The following is a 15273-nucleotide window of genomic DNA, read 5'->3' on the forward strand; positions in this document are numbered from 1 at the left end:
CGGCAACCCGGCCTGACAGCCCATTGATTCCGCTACCGCATCTGGACAAAACATGGCGACCTCGGCGTTACATGCTTGACCTGGAGGCCGCCCGGCCCGCAGCGTCCGCCGCGCCGATGCAACCCGGGCTCCCAGCCAGGGCGAAACGGTGTGTCTGGCCATCGCGGGGCAAGCCGGTCCCGTCGGTGCGCCGCTGTACGATGCTATCCCTGAGAGGCCCCCTTGCGCCCAGATGAAGCGACCCGCGGCGCCATCCCACCCGTTCCCTCGGCGGACCAGCCGATGCCGCCGAAGCTGCTGGACTACCAGCCGGTCTTCGATGCCGCCCTGCCACCGGAATGGGAGCTGATCGGCCGCAGCCGCGGCAGCCTGTGCGGGCATGCCGAGCCGGCGGATGGCCTCCGGGACCCCTTCCAGGGCGGCTGCTTCGTGCTGGCGCATCCCGCAGCCGGCGTCGCGCTGGTCGATCTGCTGCCGGACCGCACGCCGAATGCGGAAGCGCTGTTCCGCCGCCTGCTCAATGCCGTGGATTTCTCCGCCCGGTGCCGCGGCTACCTGCCGGTCATCCATGTCGCGGTCGGGCCTGACGAGCTGCCCACGCTGCTGGGGCGGATCGAGGACGGCTTCGGCTACGATTCGGTGCTGACCATCGCCGATCGCGGCCAGTGGGTCGGCGAGCTCTGGCGCATCCTGCAGTCTGGCATCACCTGGGAAGCCTTGGGCCGCCCGCCCTCGGGCCGCACCCCGGCCATCCTGCCGGTGAAGGGCGAGCGTTGGGCGCTGCCCGCCCGGCTGGCCCGCGCCAGCCTGCTGGCGGGCGGCCTGTTCGGCCTATTCGGCCTGGGCTTCGCCGCCGCGCTTCTGCTGCCGCCGCCGCCCGAGGCCCCGCCGCAGCCCGCGCCGACCGGCCTCAGCGCCCTGGCCGCGGTGGCGCCGGCGCGGGAGGCGATGCTCACCCCCTTGTCCGCCCCGCTGGTCACCCCGATGCCGGCCGCGGCCGACTCGCTGCCGGCCCCGGTCCTGCAGCCGCTGCCGGCGGTGGCCGCGGCCGCGCCGCAGGCCAGCGCGGACGAGATCGTCGTCGACCCCTCCGAGCCGATGCCCCAGGCCGAGACCCGCACTGCGGCACTTGTGCCCGGCGCCCGCCGCACCGGCCGCACCCCCCTGCCGATCGACCGGCGCTGCAGCGAGGCGCTGTTCCGCTTCCAGCAGGGGGGGAGCCTGTCGAGCCAGGAAATGACCCACGTCCGCCAGGGCTGCGCCTCCTGGCGATAGGCCGCGGCCATCCGGCCGGGGAGGCACGGCCGCATCGCCCGGCCGACCGCCGGGTGGCCTGGCCGCCCGGCCGGCGCTGACCGCTGCGTCAGGGCGCGCTTCGCCCCTGCCTCCGCCGGCCGGCTGTTAGCAATGCGGAAGATCAATTCAGCTTAGATCGTCGACGCGCTATGCTGCGCCGCAGCATCTTCGAGGGGTTTCTGCATGTCCGCCACGTCCGCGTCCAAGGTCACCGTCACCGCCATCGCGGGGGACGGCATCGGGCCTGAGGTGATGCGGGCGGTGCAGCAGGTTCTGGCGGCGGCCGGGGCGCAGGTGGCCTGGGAGGATGCGGTCGCCGGCGGCGAGGCCTTCGCCCGCGGCATCAGCACCGGTGCGCCGCAGGAGACGCTCGACAGCATCGCCCGCAACGGCGTGGCGCTGAAGGGGCCGCTGGCGACGCCGGTCGGGCACGGCGAGAAATCCGCCAACGTCACCCTGCGCACCGTCTTCGAGATGTACGGCAACATCCGTCCGGTGCGCGAGCTGCCGGGCATCCGCACGCCCTTCTCCGGCCGGGGGATCGACTTCACCGTGGTACGGGAGAATGTCGAGGACCTCTACGCCGGCATCGAGCACATGCAGACGCCGGGCGTGGCCCAGGCGCTGAAGCTGGTGACGGAGGCCGGCTGCGCCCGCATCACCGAGCTGGCCGCGGCGCTGGCCGAGGCCGAGGGCCGCCGGAAGGTCACCATCGCCACCAAGGCGAATATCCTGAAGCTGACCGAGGGCATGCTGAAGCGGGTCGGGGAGAAGGTGCTGGCGGGGCACCCGAGCCTGGTCCACGAGCACATGATCGTCGACAACTGCGCCCACCAGATGGTCATCCGGCCCGAGCAGTTCGACGTCGTGGTCATGACCAACATGAACGGCGACATCCTGTCCGACCTCGCGGCCGGGCTGGTCGGCGGCCTCGGCGTCGCCCCCTCGGCCAATCTCGGCGATGCCGTGGCGATGTTCGAGGCGGTGCACGGCTCGGCGCCGCAGATCGCCGGCATGGGCCTGGCCAACCCGACCGCGCTGCTGCTCTCGGCCCTGATGATGCTGCGCCACATCGGCGACTTCGCCACCGCCCGCAAGGTCGAGCATGCGCTCTACGTGACCCTGGAGGAGGGCGTCGACCTCACCGGCGACATCGCCGCCAAGGGGCGGGGCGCCCAGACCGATCGCTACGTCGCCCGGCTGATCGCCAACCTCGGCCGCGAGAGCGCGCTGGTGCCGGCGCGGGAATACCGGCCGATGGCGATGCCGGCCTGGCCGCGCGGCAGCGGGGTGAAGGCGACCGAAACCCGGGAGGTCGTGGGCGTCGACGTCTTCATCGAAAGCGGGCTGGAGCCCGGGGCGCTCGGCGCCGGCCTGCAGTCCCTGGCCGAGGGCAGCGGCTTCGCGCTGAAGGCGGTGACCTGCCGCGGCGCCCAGGTCTGGCCGGTGCTGAGCCCGCACACCTTCGTGGTCGACCAGTTCCGCGCCCGCTTCCTGTTGGGCGCGCCGCTGGCGGATGCCGGCGCGGCGGTGCTGGCGCTGCTGGCCCGCATCGGCGTCGGCCACCGCTGGATGCAGGTCGAGACCCTGCAGCGCTTCGACGGCGTGGACGCCTATGCCAAGGCCCAGGGCGAATAAGCAACCCGGGCGAATAGGCCGAACCGGAAGCCGCGGAGACATGGCGGCCCCCGCGGCTTCCTCCGCTATTTCACCAGCGGGCAGCCACCCTCGCTGAGCGGCCGGAAGGCCTGCTCGGCCGGCACCGTCGCCGCCAGGGTATAGACATCGCCGGGGTAGCGGTTCTCGCCCGGCTTCTTCACCTGCAGCAGGAAGGAGGGATGGATCTTCCGCCCATCCTCGCGCAGCGTGCCGGGGCCATAGGCGTCGTCGTCGGTCGGCAGCCGCTTCATCATCGCCACGGTCTCCCGCCCGCTCGCCTTGGCCCGCGCCACGCCGAGCTCCTTCACCGCCTTCAGGTAGTGCAGGATGCCGCTGTAATTGGCGGCATGGACGTAGTTGGGGAAGACGCCGGCGGGCAGCTTCGACTGCACCCGCCTGGTGAAGCCGCGGGTGCGGTCGTTCAGGTCCCACCAGAAGGTCTCGGCGATGAACATGCCCTGCATGGTCGGCAGCCCGGCGGCGAGCACGCCGGTGATCGAGCCGATGATGGCGGCCAGCTTCATCGTCCGGGTCAGGCCGAATTCCTGGGCCTGCTTCACGCAATTCACCAAGTCGTCGCCCGCCATGGCGAGGCCGAGCACCTTGGCGCGCGAGGCCTGGGCCTGCAGCAGGAAGGCGGAGAAATCCGTGGTCTGCGGGAAGGGATAGCGGGAGGCGCCGAGCATACGGCCCCCCGCCGCCTCGACGAAGCGGGTGGTGTCCCGCTCGATCGCGTGGCCGAAGGCGTAGTCGGCGGTGATGAAGTACCAGCTGTCGCCGCCGCCCTTGGTGATGGCGGTGCCGGAGGTATTCGACAGGCACCAGGTATCGTAGCTCCAGTGCACGCTGTTCGGCGTGCAGGCGCGGCCGGTCAGCTCCGAGGTGCCGGCCGAGGCGTTCATGTGGACCTTGTCGCGCTCGACGCAGACCGGGTTGATGCCGAGGGCGATGGCGCTGTTGCCGACATCGGTCACCACGTCGACGCCGCGCTGGTCGAACCAGCTGCGGACGGTGTTGATCCCGACATCCGGCTTATTCTGGTGGTCGGCGGTGACGATCTCGACCTTGATCGAGGGGTTGGCGGCGGTGAACTCCTCCACCGCCTGGCGGACGCAGGCGACCGAGGTCGGGCCGGTGACGTCGCGGTAGGGCCCGGCGAGGTCGGTGAGGATGCCGATGCGGATCGGCTCGGTGGATTGGGCATGCAGCGCCGGCAGCGGCAGCAGCGAGGCCGCGGCGGCAAGGGTGGCACGGCGGGACAGCCTGGGCGGCAGGATCAGGGGCATCGCGGGAAGCTTCCTCGGATGGCCGCCGTTCAGCGGGCGGCCTTGCCGCAAGCCTAGGCGGCAGCGGCCGCCAAGGCCAAGGGTTTCGCGCCTATCCCGCCAGGGCCTCCAGCGGCCAGCGCGGCCGCGGCGCGTGGCCGAGCGGGTCCGTGAGGCCCCGGCGCAGCCGCTCGATCCCGGCCCAGGCGACCATGACGGCATTGTCCGTGCAGAGCCTGACCGGCGGCGCCACCAGCGCCAGCCCGCGTTCCGCCGCCACCCCGGCCAGCGCCTGGCGCACCGCGGCATTGGCCGCGACCCCGCCGGCCACCACCAGCGCGGTCGCGGCCGGCAGCATGTCGAGCGCATGCCGGGCCCGGTCCGCCAGCACCGCGGCGACGGCGGCCTGGAAGCTGGCGGCGAGATCGGCCCGGTCCTGCGCCGGCAGCGCCCCGGCCGGGTGCTTGCCGACCGCATGGGCGACCGCGGTCTTCAGCCCGCTGAAGGAGAAGTCGCAGCCCACCCGGCCGTACAGCGGCCGCGGCAGCTTGAAGCGCGCCGCATCGCCCTCCGTCGCCAGCCGCTCCAGCGCCGGCCCGCCCGGCCAGGGCAGGCCCAGCAGCTTGGCGGTCTTGTCGAAGGCCTCGCCCACCGCATCGTCGAGGGTGGTGCCGAGCCGGCGGTACCGGCCGACGCCCTCGACCGCCACGCATTGGCAATGCCCGCCCGAGAGCAGCAGCAGCAGGTAGGGGAAGCGCGCACCCTCCGGCACCACCCCCGGCAGCGTCGCGGTCAGCGCATGGGCCTCGAGGTGGTTCACCGCGACGAAGGGCAGCCCGTGCGCGATCGCCAGCCCCTTGCCGAAGCTGGCGCCGACGATCAGCCCGCCGATCAGCCCCGGGCCGGAGGTGGCGGCGATCCCCGCCAGCCCGGGCCAGGCGACGCCGGCCTCGGCCATCACCTGCGCCGCCAGCCGCGGCAGGTGCTCGAGATGCGCCCGGGCGGCGATCTCCGGCACCACCCCGCCATAGGGGGAATGCTCCTGCAGCTGGCTCAGCACCGCCTCGGCCAGGATGCGGCCATCGGCGCGGAGCACCGCCGCCGCGGTCTCGTCGCAGCTCGATTCCAGCCCGAGCACCACGGCCGAAGCCTCCATGCGCACTTTCCCCTTTCGCCGGCCGGGCCTAAGACACCGCCATGCTTCCCGCCGCAAACGCCGCCACGCGCCAAGGACCCGGCACGCCGCGCCATGGCCGCGCCCTGCCGCTCCGGGTCGGCACCCGCGGCTCGCCGCTCGCCCTGTGGCAGACCCGGCACTTCCTGTCGATCATCCGCCACTTCTGCCCGGTGCTGCGGCCGCCCTTCCTCGACGGGATCGACACCTTCGACGAGCATGTCATCGCCACCTCCGGCGACCGCATCCAGGACCGGGCGCTGGCGGATATCGGCGGCAAGGGCCTCTTCGCCAAGGAGATCCACGAGGCGCTGCTGGACCGGCGGGTCGATTTCGCGGTCCATAGCCTGAAGGACCTCGAGACCGAGCTGCCCGCCGGCATCGCCCTGGCCTGCACCCTGAAGCGCGAGGATGCGCGGGACGCGATCGTGCTGGGGGAGGGCTGCGGCCCGCCCGATGCCGGCGATCCCTATGGCTGCCTGCCGGCCGGCGCCGTCATCGGCACCGCCTCGGTCCGCCGCCAGTCGCAGATGCTGCACGCCCGGCCCGACCTGGTCTGCCGGATGATCCGCGGCAATGTGCAGACCCGGCTCGGTCGGGTGGCGAGCGGCGAATTCGCCGCCAGCCTGCTGGCCCTGGCCGGGCTGAAGCGGCTCGGCCTGGAGGATCGCGCCAGCCTGGTGCTCGACCCCGAGGCGATGGTCCCGGCCGCCGGCCAGGGCATCGTCGGCATCACCTGCCGCAGCGCCGACGTGGAATTGCTCGAGCTGCTCTCGGGCATCGAGGACCGCGAGGCGGCGGCGGTCAGCCAGGCGGAGCGGGGGCTGCTGGCAGCGCTCGACGGCTCCTGCCGCACCCCGATCGGCGGCTATGCGAGGCTGCTGCCGCAGGCCGCCGGGGCCTCAGCCCGGGCTGCCCGGACCCTGCACCTCACCGGCCTGGTGGCCCGGCCGGACGGCAGCTTCCTGCTCAAGCGCTCGGTCACCGGCAGCGCCGCCGACGCCGCCCGTTTGGGCGCCACCCTGGGCGCCGAGCTGCGGGCCGACAGCCCCGCCGACCTCTTTGCCTGACCTGCCCTGGCCGCCCCCGCCCGGCGCCGGCCGGGCCGTGCTGGTGACCCGGCCGGAGCCCGGCGCAGCCGAGACGGCGCAGCGCCTGACCACGCTGGGCTGGGAGCCGGTGCTGGCGCCGGCGCTCACGCTCGCGCCGCGGCCGTTCGCCCTGGCCGGTGCCCAGGCCCTGCTGCTCACCAGCCGGGCGGCGGCCCGCACGGTGCCCCCGGCCGGGCTGCCCCCGGGGCTGCCGGTGCTGGCGGTGGGGGAGGCGACGGCCGCCGAGGCGCGGCGCCACGGCTGGCGGGACGTCACCGCCGCGGCCGGCGATGCCGCGGCGCTGGCGGCGCTGGCGGCGGAGCGGCTGCAGCCGCGCGGCGGGCCGCTGCTCCTGGCGGTCGGCACCGGCTACGGCCTGGACCTGGCCGGGGCGCTGCGGGAAAGGGGCTTCCGGGTATGGCGTCGGGTCGCCTATACCGCCGCTCCGGCTTCCGTCCTGCCGGGGACCGCCCAGGCGGCCCTCCGGACGGGGCAGGTCGTTGCCGCACTGTTTTTTTCGCCGCGTTCGGCACAATCTACCCTATCGATGTTGAGGACGGCCGGGCTGGCCGCAACCACCTCGGGGATCGCGGCGTTCGCCATCAGCCCCAGGGTCGCGGCGGCGCTCCGCGCCGATATCGCCTCCCTGGCGTGGCGCACGGTGCATGTCGCCGACCGGCCCGACCAGGACTCGCTCTTGCAACTGCTCGGACCCAGGTAAGCAACAAGATGAGCAAAGCCCCCGAGAACCGGCCGCCTGCACCGGCGGCGATCCCGCCCAACCCGGCCCCGCGCAATTCGCCCTACAACCCGCCGGGCGGCGCTGCGCCCGGCCGCAAGCTCGACCCGGCCGCGGTGGTGATCGGCCTGTGCGGCGCGGTGCTGGTGCTGGCAGTCTGGTGGCTGCTGGTCACGCCGCGCTCCTCCTCCGACGGCGGCGTCGACCCGGCCCGGGTCGCCCAGATCGAGCAGCGCCTCGGCACCCTCGATGGGCTGCGGGGCGAGGTCGGCGCGCTCGGTGCCAAGGTGCAGCAGTCGCAGTCGCTCGAGGGCCGCATCCGCTCGCTCGAGGAGAAGCCGGCGGCGCAGGACATCGGCCCGCTGACCAGCCAGGCCGCCGCGCTGACCGAGCGGCTCACCGCCGCCGAGCGCACCCTGGCCCAAGTCGGCACCCAGGCCGGCGAACGGACCGCGACGCTTGAGCGCCGCCTCGCCGCGCTGGAGGGCCGCCCTGCCATCGACCCCGCGACCTTCGCCCCGCGCGATGCCTTCGATGCCCTGGCCGGCCGCTCCGAGCGCCTAGCCGAGCGGATCGAGGCCCAGGGCAACCGCGCCCAGGAGCAGGCCAAGGCCGCCGAACAGCGCGAGGCCGCCGCCCAGGACGCCGCGGGCAAGCGCATCGCGGCGCTCGAATCCTCGGTGGGCGAACGCGTCGCGGCGCTGGATGCGGCGCTCGGCAAACGCCTCGATGCTCTGGAGGCGGCGCAGCAGCGGCTGGTGGCGATCGAGAGCCGGACCTCCCGCATGGCCGCGGTCGATGGCGTGCGTGGCGCGCTGCTCGCCGGCCAGCCGCTCGGCGAGGCGCTCGGCCGGATCGACCAGCCGCCCGCCGCGCTGGCCCGCTTCGCCACCGTGGCGCCACCGACCGAACCCGCCCTGCGGCTCTCCTTCGAGGATGCCGCCAAGGCCGCCCGCGGCGCCTCGGACGCCGCGATGCAGCCGGATGGCAGCCGCGGCGGCGTGGTGGACAGCGCCATCTCCCGCCTCAGCGGGCTGGTGACCGTCCGCCGCGGCGACCAGGTGGTCTGGGGCGACGCGGCGGAAGCCGAGATCGAACGCGCCCGCCGTGCGCTGGAAGCCGGAGACATCGAGATGAGCCTGCAGCATGTCGACAAGCTGCCGCCGCCGGCCCGTGCTGCGATGCAGCCCTGGGCGGACCAGGCCCGGGCGCTGATCGCGGCGCGTGCCGCGCTCCGCCAGCTGGCGATGGGCTGAGCCGATGCGCCGCGCCCTTTGGGTCCTGCTGCTGCTGGCGGCCGGCGTCGGACTGGCCCTCTGGCTGGCCGATGTCGGCGGCACAGTCGAGATCAAGGTCGGGGATGCCTGGATCGGCACCAGCTTCCCCATCGCCCTGCTGCTGCTGGTGGCCGCCTTCGCGGTGGTGCACGGGCTGCTCTCCGGCATCGCGGCGCTGCGCCGCTGGCCCGACCGCCTCCGCCAGCGCCGAGCCCTGCGGCATCGCGCGGATGGCGATGCGGCGGTGACCCGGGCGCTGGTGGCGCTGGCCGCCGGCACCGCCGAGGCGGCCCGGCTCGAGGTCCGCAAGGCGCGCGGCCTGCTCGGCGACACGCCGCAGACCCTGCTGCTGGCCGCCGAGGCCGAGCGCCTCTCCGGCCGCGAGGACGCCGCCGCGGCGGTCTTCCGCACCCTGGCCGAGCGCGAGGATGCCCGCTTCCTCGGCCTGCGCGGCCTGCTGCGCCAGGCCATGGCCAAGGGCGACTGGACCGCGGCCCTGGCCCTGGCCAAGGAAGCCGAGGCGAACCAGCCCGGCGCCGCCTGGCTGCGGGAGGAGCGTGCCCAGCTCGCGCTGCAGACCCGCAACTGGCGGGAGGCGCTGGTGCTGGCCCCGACCGAGACCCCGCGCGCCCCGCTGGCGCTGGCCGCCGCGGCGCAGGAGCCGAGCCCGGAGAAATCCGCTGAGCTGGAACGCCAGGCTTTCCAGGCCGATCCCGCCTTCGCCCCAGCCGCCATGGCCTATGCCAAGCGGCTGCGCGATGGCGGCACCTCCCGTCGCGGCAAGGCGGTGCTGGAGGATGCCTGGGCGGCCTCGCCGCATCCCGACCTCGCGGTGCCCTACCTGGCCGATGAGGGCGATGCGCTGACGCGGATGAAGGCGGTCGAGGTGCTGATCCGCCGCAACCCGACCCATGCCGAAAGCCGCCTGCTGCTGGGGCGCACGGCGATTGCCGCCGGGCTGACCGGCCGTGCCCGCGGCGCCCTCGACGCCCTGGTGAAAAGCGGCGAGGCCGATCGCCGAGCCTACCTGCTGCTGGCCGAGCTTGAGGAGGCGGAGCACGGCGAGACGGTCGAGGCCCGGGCCGCGCAATCCCGCTGGCTGCGCGAGGCGGCCGGCGCCGCCCCGGAGCCCCGCTGGCGCTGCGGCAACTGCGGGACCGACCACGCCGCCTGGGCGCCGGTCTGCAGCGCCTGCGACATGGTGGGCCGCATCGCCTGGACCACCGAGCCGCGGGCCGCGGTGGCCGCCCCGAAGCCGGCGGCGACGCCGGCGCTGGCCGGATGAGGCGACAAGGGTGGTTGCCGCGGCCGGCGGTCGCGGCTATCTAGCCAGCGGCGCGCTGCCGACTTAGCTCAGGGGTAGAGCAACTGATTCGTAATCAGTAGGTCCGGGGTTCAATTCCCCGAGTCGGCACCAGTCGCCTTCCTGCATTCGGCCGGCGTCCTGCAAAGCTCCGGGTCAGGCCACCGGCGCCGTGGCCCGCCGGCGGGGATTCAGCGCCTCGGCCGAGAGCAACCGGCTGGCCGGCAGACGCATGCGGCACTCCAGGCCAGCAGGCCGCCACGCGAGCGTCAGCGCCCCGCCGAGCTGGCCGCGCACGATCGCATCGATCATCCGCGAGCCGAAGCCGCGCCGGGTCGGGGCCTCCACCATCGGCGGGCCGCCCTGCTCCGCCCAGCAGAGCTCGACGAAACCATCCTCCACCACCCAGCTCAAGGTCACCTTGCCGCCCAGGCGGGAGGCGGCGCCATGCTTCGCCGCATTGGTCGCCAGTTCATGCAGCACCATCGCCAGCGGCTGTACCGCCGCGGCGGCGACCGCCAGGGCGGGGCCCTCCAGCACCACAGAGCCGGGCGGGCAGCTGGCGGTCTCGCGTTCCGCCAGGACCTGCAGGTCGGCGCCGATCCAGCCTTCCTCGGCCAGCAGGGTATGCGCCCGGGCCAGGGCCGCCACCCGTGCCTCCACCGTCGCGACGAAGGTTTCCGGCTGGTCGCGCCGGGTCAGCCGCAGGACCGACTGCACCACCGCCAGCACGTTCTTCGCCCGGTGATCGACCTCCCGCGCCAGCAGGATGCGGCGCTGCTCGGCCTCGCGCCGTTCCGAGACGTCCTGCGAGACGCCAGCGAGGCGGAGCACCGCACCGGTCATCGGGTCCCGCGCCGCCACCGCGCCATGGGTCGCGATCCAGGCCCAGCCCTGGGACGGGGACCGCCGCTTGACCCGGAACTCGGCGATGAATTCGGGGATCTCACCCTCGATGGTCGCCTGCAGCAGGGCATGGGTGGCCGGGCGATCATCGGGATGCACCGAGGCGGTCCAGTCCGCCAGGGTGAAGCTGCTGGTGACGGGTGCCTCGATCGCTTCGCTCGTGGCGCTGGCGCGGCTGCCGCGATCCGCCACCGGGTCGTATTCCCAGGTGGTCAGCCGGGCGGCCGAGACCGCCAGGCGCAGCCTTTCCTCACGGTCCGCCAGCGCCAGCGCCGCCTGGCGGTGGCTGTCCACATCCTCGACCACGCCGACCCATTCGACCGCCTGTGCGCCGTCCCGCAGGGGCACGGCGCGGGCCCGCACCCAATGCCATTCGCCGCCCGAGGTCCGCACCCGGTATTCGATATCGATCGGCCGATCCTGCTGCCGGGCATTCTCCCAGGCGGCCAGGGTCCTGGCGAGGTCGTCCGGATGCAGCATGGCCAGCCAGCCGGCGCCGCGCAGCGCCGTATCGGACTGGCCGGTCAGCGCCTGCCAGCCCTCGGCGTCCAGGATCCCGCCGTCGGCATCGCTGCGCCACAGGACCAGCGCCCCGGCCTTGGCCAGGGCGCGGAAGCGATGCTCGCTGGTGGTCAGCCGTTCCATCGCCTGGTCGCGTTCGGCCATGGCCTGCGCCAGGTCGTCGACCTCCCGCAGGATAGGTCGCTCCGGCACGGTCGAATCGGTCAGCCGCTGCAGCGCCCGGGCGATCCGCCCGGCCAGCATCGCCGCCAGGGCGACGCCGCCGGCCAGGATGGCCGCGGCCAGCAGCCCGACCTGGCGGAGCGCCCGCCAGAGAGGTGCGCTGAACTCCGATTCCGGCAGGCTCAGCGCCACGGTGAAGCCGCTGCGGGGAGCGGTGGCGAAGGCGAAGGTGGCGGTCGAGCCGTCGTAGGTCGGGGCATCGTGCAGCACGCCCTCCGGCAGGTTGGCGAGCGCGCGGGCGAAATCGGGGTGGACCGTCCTGCCGATGTAGTCCGCCTCGGCCACGGAACGGGCGACGACGACGCCGGCACGGTCGATGACGGCCGCGATCCGCGCCTCGGAGCCGGGCTCGTTCCTCTCGCGCAGCGCCATGGCAAGGCGGCCTTCCGGCAGGGCGGCGGCGAAGGCGAAGCGTGGGCGAGGGCGCGGCGTCGGGTTGGCCGGTGCACTCGGCGCCTGGGCCATGCCGCTTCCCTCGGGCGGGGCGGGCCCGGCCAGGGCCGAGGGGCCGACCACCGGCACGACCACCGCCACGACCAGGCGTCCGGTATTCTGGCTGCTGACCAGGTTGGTGACCTTGCTGCGGCCCGTGGTCAGGGTGTCGTGCATCGCCGGCGGGGTCGGCGCCTGCGGCCGGCGCTCCCCCACCGGCCAGGTGGTGCTCAGCAACTGCCCGTCCAGCGAGCCCAGGCCGATCGCTGTGCCGTCCAGCTGCGCCGCCATGGCCCGCATCTCGGTGTCCACCGCGGCCAGATCGCCGCGGGCGAGGGCGGAGGAATCCGCCAAGGCCCGCAGCCCGGTCTCGACCCGCTGGATCTCCCGGTCCACCAGGGCCGTCATGGTCCGGGCCTGGCCGAGCACCTCCGCCTCGGCCCGGCCGCGCGCCTGGTTGTGCGCATGCCAGACCGCCAGCCCCGCCAGCGCGGTCAGCGGCAGCGCGACGGTCACGACCAGCAGCAGCAGCAGGGTGCGAAGGCTGAGACGACGCCGGTCCGGCGACACGCTCGACGCATTTGGGTTGAACGCGGAAGCAAGGATCATCCGCGCATAGGATGGTGACGACTGGCCGAGGGACACCGTTTCCCGCGCTCCTGCAGGTCAACAGATCGGGAGCATGCAGCGACAGCGCCGCGTCAGGCCTCCGCGCGGGCGCCAAGGCGGCGGAGCACCGCGCAGAGCCGCGAGAAGCCCAGCCAGAAGGCGCCATGGCCGGGCGCATCCTCGGGGTTGGCGCCGAGCCGCGGCTCGCCCCGGCGGAGCAGCCCGAGCCGCGCCTCGAACCGCCCTCGCATGTTCTCGAGGAAGGCGGCGCTGCTGCCCAGGTATTGCTCCAGCATCTCGGCGGCGATCTCGATTTCGAGCCCTGCGCGTCCTTCGAGGGTGAAGCGCTTCAGTGCCCGGCTTTCCTGCGCCAGCGCCAGGTGCAGCCGGTGCAGCTCCGCGAGGTCGCGCGCGATGCGCAGCCGGGCCTCCCGCGCTTCGGTGGCCAATGAATCACTCTCGGGCATGCGTCGGACTCCCGGCAGGGATGGGAAGCATGCACGCCGGGAGTGAAGCAGGGGTGAATCGGGCCGCCGCGACCGGCCCGGCTTGACCGCCTCATGGCGCCACCCCCAAGGTCCGCGGCGAAACGTCCAGAAGGAATGCCGCCCGATGCTGCCCCCTCCCTTGCCACTGCAGGGCGTGAAGGTCGTCGAGATCGGGCAGAACCTGGCCGGCCCCTATGCCAGCGAGATCCTGGCCATGCTGGGCGCCGAGGTCGTCAAGATCGAACGGCCCGAGGGCGACGACGCCCGCGGCTGGGGCCCGCCCTTCAACGCCGGCATCGCCACCAGCTTCCACGCGGTCAACCGCAACAAGCGCAGCGTGGTGCTGGACCTGAAGGACCCGCAGGCGCTGGCCTGGCTGCGCGGTTTCCTGGCCGACAGCGACGTTTTCATCCAGAACATGCGGCCGGGCTCGCTCGAGAAGATGGGCCTCGGCGCCGAGGCGGTGCGGGCGCTCAATCCCTGCCTGATCTACTGTTCGCTGCATGCCTTCGGCGCGGTCGGGCCGATGGCGCTGAAGCCGGGCTACGAGCCGATCGTGCAGGCCTTCGCCGGCATGTTCAGCGTCAACGGCTCGGCCGAGGTGCCGCCGGCCCGCGTGGGCATGCAGGTGCTCGACCTCGGCACCGGGGTCTGGGCGGCGCTCGGCTGCCTTGCCGCGTTGCAGCGTCGGCACCTGACCGGGGAGGGGGCGACGGTCGATACCTCGCTGTTCGAGACCGGCATGGGCTGGATGGCGCAGCATTTCGCCGGCTACTTCGAGAGCGGCCGGCAGCCGCCGCGCCACCGCAGCGGCAATCCCAAGCTCATCGTCTTCCAGGCCTTCGACACGGCGGATGGCGAGATCGTCGTCGCCGCCGCCAACGACCGGCTGTTCGCAAAATTCGCCGCCGTGCTGGGCCACCCGGAATGGGGCAGCGACCCGCGCTTCCGCACCAACAAGGACCGCATCGCCCACCGCGAGACCATCCTGCCCCTGCTCAGCGCCGAGATGCTGAAACGCGGCAGCGAGGACTGGGCGGAGGCGCTGGAGGCCGCCGGCATCCCCTGCTCGCCGATCAACGACCTCGCCGCCGTCGCCGCGCATCCGCAGACCGCGGCGCTCGGCATGATCCAGCCCATGCCGGGCTACGACGCGCGGGGGATCGGCCTGCCGATGTCGATCGACGGGCAGCGGCCGCCGGTCGAGCGCGGCGCGCCGGCGCTGGGGGAGGCGAATGCCGAGCTCGGCGCGCCCATGCCGAAGTAGCTACTCCGGCTCGATCCCGGCCAGCGCCACGAAGCGGGTCCACTTCTCCCGCTCGCGCTTCACCAGCTCGGCGATGCGCGGCAGGTCCAGCGCCTCCGGCACGAAGCCGAATTCCACCAGGCGGCTGCGCGCCGGCTCGGCCAGGATCGCTTCGTTGACCAGGGTGTTGAGGCGCAGCGCGATCTCCGGCGGCACGCCCTTGGGCAGGGCGATGCCGAGGAAGCCGGTGATGACGAACTCCGGCCAGGTCTCGCTCATCGCCGGCAGCTCGGGGTGGCGGGACCAGCGGCCCTGGCGGGTGATGGCCAGGGCACGGAGCTGCCCCTGCTTCAGGTAGGCATCGCCCGCGGTGGTATCGACGAAGATGAGGTGCAGCCGGCCGGCCAGCAGATCGGCGAAGGCGCTGCCGATGGTGCGGTAGGGCACGCCCAGCATCTGCACCCCGGTCATGACGTTCAGCAACTCCCCCGGCACGCGGGAGGAGGCGTTGAAATGGCCGAAGGCCAGCTTGCCAGGATTGGCCCGGGCCTCCGCCACCAGTGCATTGGCATCCCGCCAGGGCGCCTCCGGCCGCACCAGCAGGTAGCTGCCGTTGGAGCCGAAGAAGCCGATGGTCTGGAAGTCCCGCTCCGGGTCGTAGGGCAGGTCCTTGACCGTCGAGGGATTGGCTGAATGCGTGCTGGTCGTCGCCAGCAGCAGGGTATGGCCATCGGGTGCGGCCTGCTTCACCGCCATGGTGCCGATGACGCCATTGGCGCCGGGGCGGTTGTCCACCACCACGCCCTGGCCGGTCTGCTCCTCGAGGTATTTCGCCACCAGCCGCGCGGTGATGTCGCCGGAGCCGCCGGGGGCGAAGGGCACGATGATGCGGATCGGGCGGGCCGGGAAATCCTGGGCGACGGCCGGCGAGGCCAGGAGCGTGGCGAAAAGCGTGCGGCGGCGCAGCATGGATTTTCCTCCCCCTGCCGAGTATCCGCCATCCGCGCTGCCACGCCACCCCCTTCACGCCGGGCGCAAAGCCTC

12 protein-coding genes and 1 tRNA gene are annotated in these 15273 nt (G+C 73.6%); 8 read left to right on the plus strand and 5 right to left on the minus strand.

Annotated features, from left to right (window positions below; translation table 11 throughout):
• Positions 1-222: 222 nt before the first annotated feature.
• Positions 223-1275: a hypothetical protein gene (locus QWZ14_RS27460; protein ID WP_290320237.1), complete on the plus strand. Its 1053-nt coding sequence runs from the start codon at positions 223-225 to the stop codon at positions 1273-1275.
• A gap of 204 nt (positions 1276-1479) precedes the next feature.
• Positions 1480-2934, plus strand: coding sequence for an NADP-dependent isocitrate dehydrogenase (locus tag QWZ14_RS27465; RefSeq protein WP_290320238.1), 1455 nt, complete (start codon positions 1480-1482; stop codon positions 2932-2934).
• A 65-nt stretch (positions 2935-2999) separates the two neighbouring features.
• Here QWZ14_RS27465 and QWZ14_RS27470 read toward each other — a convergent pair whose 3' ends face one another.
• Positions 3000-4241, minus strand: coding sequence for an ABC transporter substrate-binding protein (locus QWZ14_RS27470; RefSeq protein ID WP_290320239.1), 1242 nt, complete (start codon positions 4239-4241; stop codon positions 3000-3002).
• 91 nt (positions 4242-4332) lie between these two features.
• Positions 4333-5376 carry a tRNA (adenosine(37)-N6)-threonylcarbamoyltransferase complex transferase subunit TsaD gene (gene tsaD, locus QWZ14_RS27475; protein WP_290320240.1) on the minus strand — a complete coding sequence of 348 codons (1044 nt, stop codon included), beginning with the start codon at positions 5374-5376 and terminating at the stop codon, positions 4333-4335.
• A 41-nt stretch (positions 5377-5417) separates the two neighbouring features.
• On the opposite strand from tsaD, the gene hemC reads away from it, so the two are divergent.
• The 5 genes from hemC to QWZ14_RS27500 all read left to right on the plus strand — a co-directional run bounded on the left by hemC (position 5418) and on the right by QWZ14_RS27500 (position 9918).
• Entirely contained in the window at positions 5418-6464 is a 1047-nt protein-coding gene (gene hemC / locus QWZ14_RS27480) for a hydroxymethylbilane synthase (protein ID WP_290320241.1), read from the plus strand.
• A complete protein-coding gene (locus QWZ14_RS27485) occupies positions 6457-7206 on the plus strand; it encodes a uroporphyrinogen-III synthase (protein WP_290320242.1) in 750 nt (249 codons plus the stop codon). Before hemC ends, QWZ14_RS27485 begins: the two co-directional genes overlap by 8 nt.
• 8 nt (positions 7207-7214) lie before the next feature.
• Complete coding sequence (locus tag QWZ14_RS27490; protein WP_290320243.1) at positions 7215-8480, plus strand: COG4223 family protein; 1266 nt, start codon at positions 7215-7217, stop codon at positions 8478-8480.
• Positions 8481-8484: 4 nt separating this feature from the next.
• Complete coding sequence (locus QWZ14_RS27495) at positions 8485-9786, plus strand: heme biosynthesis HemY N-terminal domain-containing protein (protein ID WP_290320244.1); 1302 nt, start codon at positions 8485-8487, stop codon at positions 9784-9786.
• 57 nt (positions 9787-9843) lie between these two features.
• A tRNA-Thr gene (locus QWZ14_RS27500) sits at positions 9844-9918 on the plus strand.
• A gap of 42 nt (positions 9919-9960) precedes the next feature.
• Here QWZ14_RS27500 and QWZ14_RS27505 read toward each other — a convergent pair.
• Together QWZ14_RS27505 and QWZ14_RS27510 are read right to left on the minus strand one after the other, a co-directional pair.
• Positions 9961-12456 (minus strand): sensor histidine kinase, encoded by a 2496-nt coding sequence (locus QWZ14_RS27505; protein WP_290320245.1) that lies wholly within the window; start codon positions 12454-12456, stop codon positions 9961-9963.
• A gap of 131 nt (positions 12457-12587) precedes the next feature.
• Complete coding sequence (locus tag QWZ14_RS27510) at positions 12588-12962, minus strand: hypothetical protein (RefSeq protein ID WP_290320246.1); 375 nt, start codon at positions 12960-12962, stop codon at positions 12588-12590.
• Between the two features lie 145 nt (positions 12963-13107).
• On the opposite strand from QWZ14_RS27510, the gene QWZ14_RS27515 reads away from it, so the two are divergent.
• Complete coding sequence (locus QWZ14_RS27515) at positions 13108-14250, plus strand: CaiB/BaiF CoA transferase family protein (protein WP_290320247.1); 1143 nt, start codon at positions 13108-13110, stop codon at positions 14248-14250.
• On the opposite strand, the gene QWZ14_RS27520 is transcribed toward QWZ14_RS27515, so the two are convergent.
• Positions 14251-15198 (minus strand): Bug family tripartite tricarboxylate transporter substrate binding protein, encoded by a 948-nt coding sequence (locus QWZ14_RS27520; protein WP_290320248.1) that lies wholly within the window; start codon positions 15196-15198, stop codon positions 14251-14253.
• Positions 15199-15273: the final 75 nt, after the last annotated feature.

It is taken from the genome of Paeniroseomonas aquatica (genome assembly GCF_030409335.1).
GTDB lineage: Bacteria > Pseudomonadota > Alphaproteobacteria > Acetobacterales > Acetobacteraceae > Belnapia > Belnapia aquatica.

Excerpts from the sequence above, each read along its gene's own strand:
- QWZ14_RS27465 (WP_290320238.1), top strand. The coding sequence starts at position 1,480 with ATGTCCGCCACGTCCGCGTCCAAGGTCACCGTCACCGCCATCGCGGGG.
- QWZ14_RS27470 (WP_290320239.1), bottom strand. The coding sequence starts at position 4,241 with ATGCCCCTGATCCTGCCGCCCAGGCTGTCCCGCCGTGCCACCCTTGCC.
- tsaD (WP_290320240.1), bottom strand. The coding sequence starts at position 5,376 with ATGGAGGCTTCGGCCGTGGTGCTCGGGCTGGAATCGAGCTGCGACGAG.
- QWZ14_RS27510 (WP_290320246.1), bottom strand. The coding sequence starts at position 12,962 with ATGCCCGAGAGTGATTCATTGGCCACCGAAGCGCGGGAGGCCCGGCTG.
- QWZ14_RS27490 (WP_290320243.1), top strand. The coding sequence starts at position 7,215 with ATGAGCAAAGCCCCCGAGAACCGGCCGCCTGCACCGGCGGCGATCCCG.
- QWZ14_RS27495 (WP_290320244.1), top strand. The coding sequence starts at position 8,485 with ATGCGCCGCGCCCTTTGGGTCCTGCTGCTGCTGGCGGCCGGCGTCGGA.
- QWZ14_RS27515 (WP_290320247.1), top strand. The coding sequence starts at position 13,108 with ATGCTGCCCCCTCCCTTGCCACTGCAGGGCGTGAAGGTCGTCGAGATC.
- QWZ14_RS27520 (WP_290320248.1), bottom strand. The coding sequence starts at position 15,198 with ATGCTGCGCCGCCGCACGCTTTTCGCCACGCTCCTGGCCTCGCCGGCC.
- hemC (WP_290320241.1), top strand. The coding sequence starts at position 5,418 with ATGCTTCCCGCCGCAAACGCCGCCACGCGCCAAGGACCCGGCACGCCG.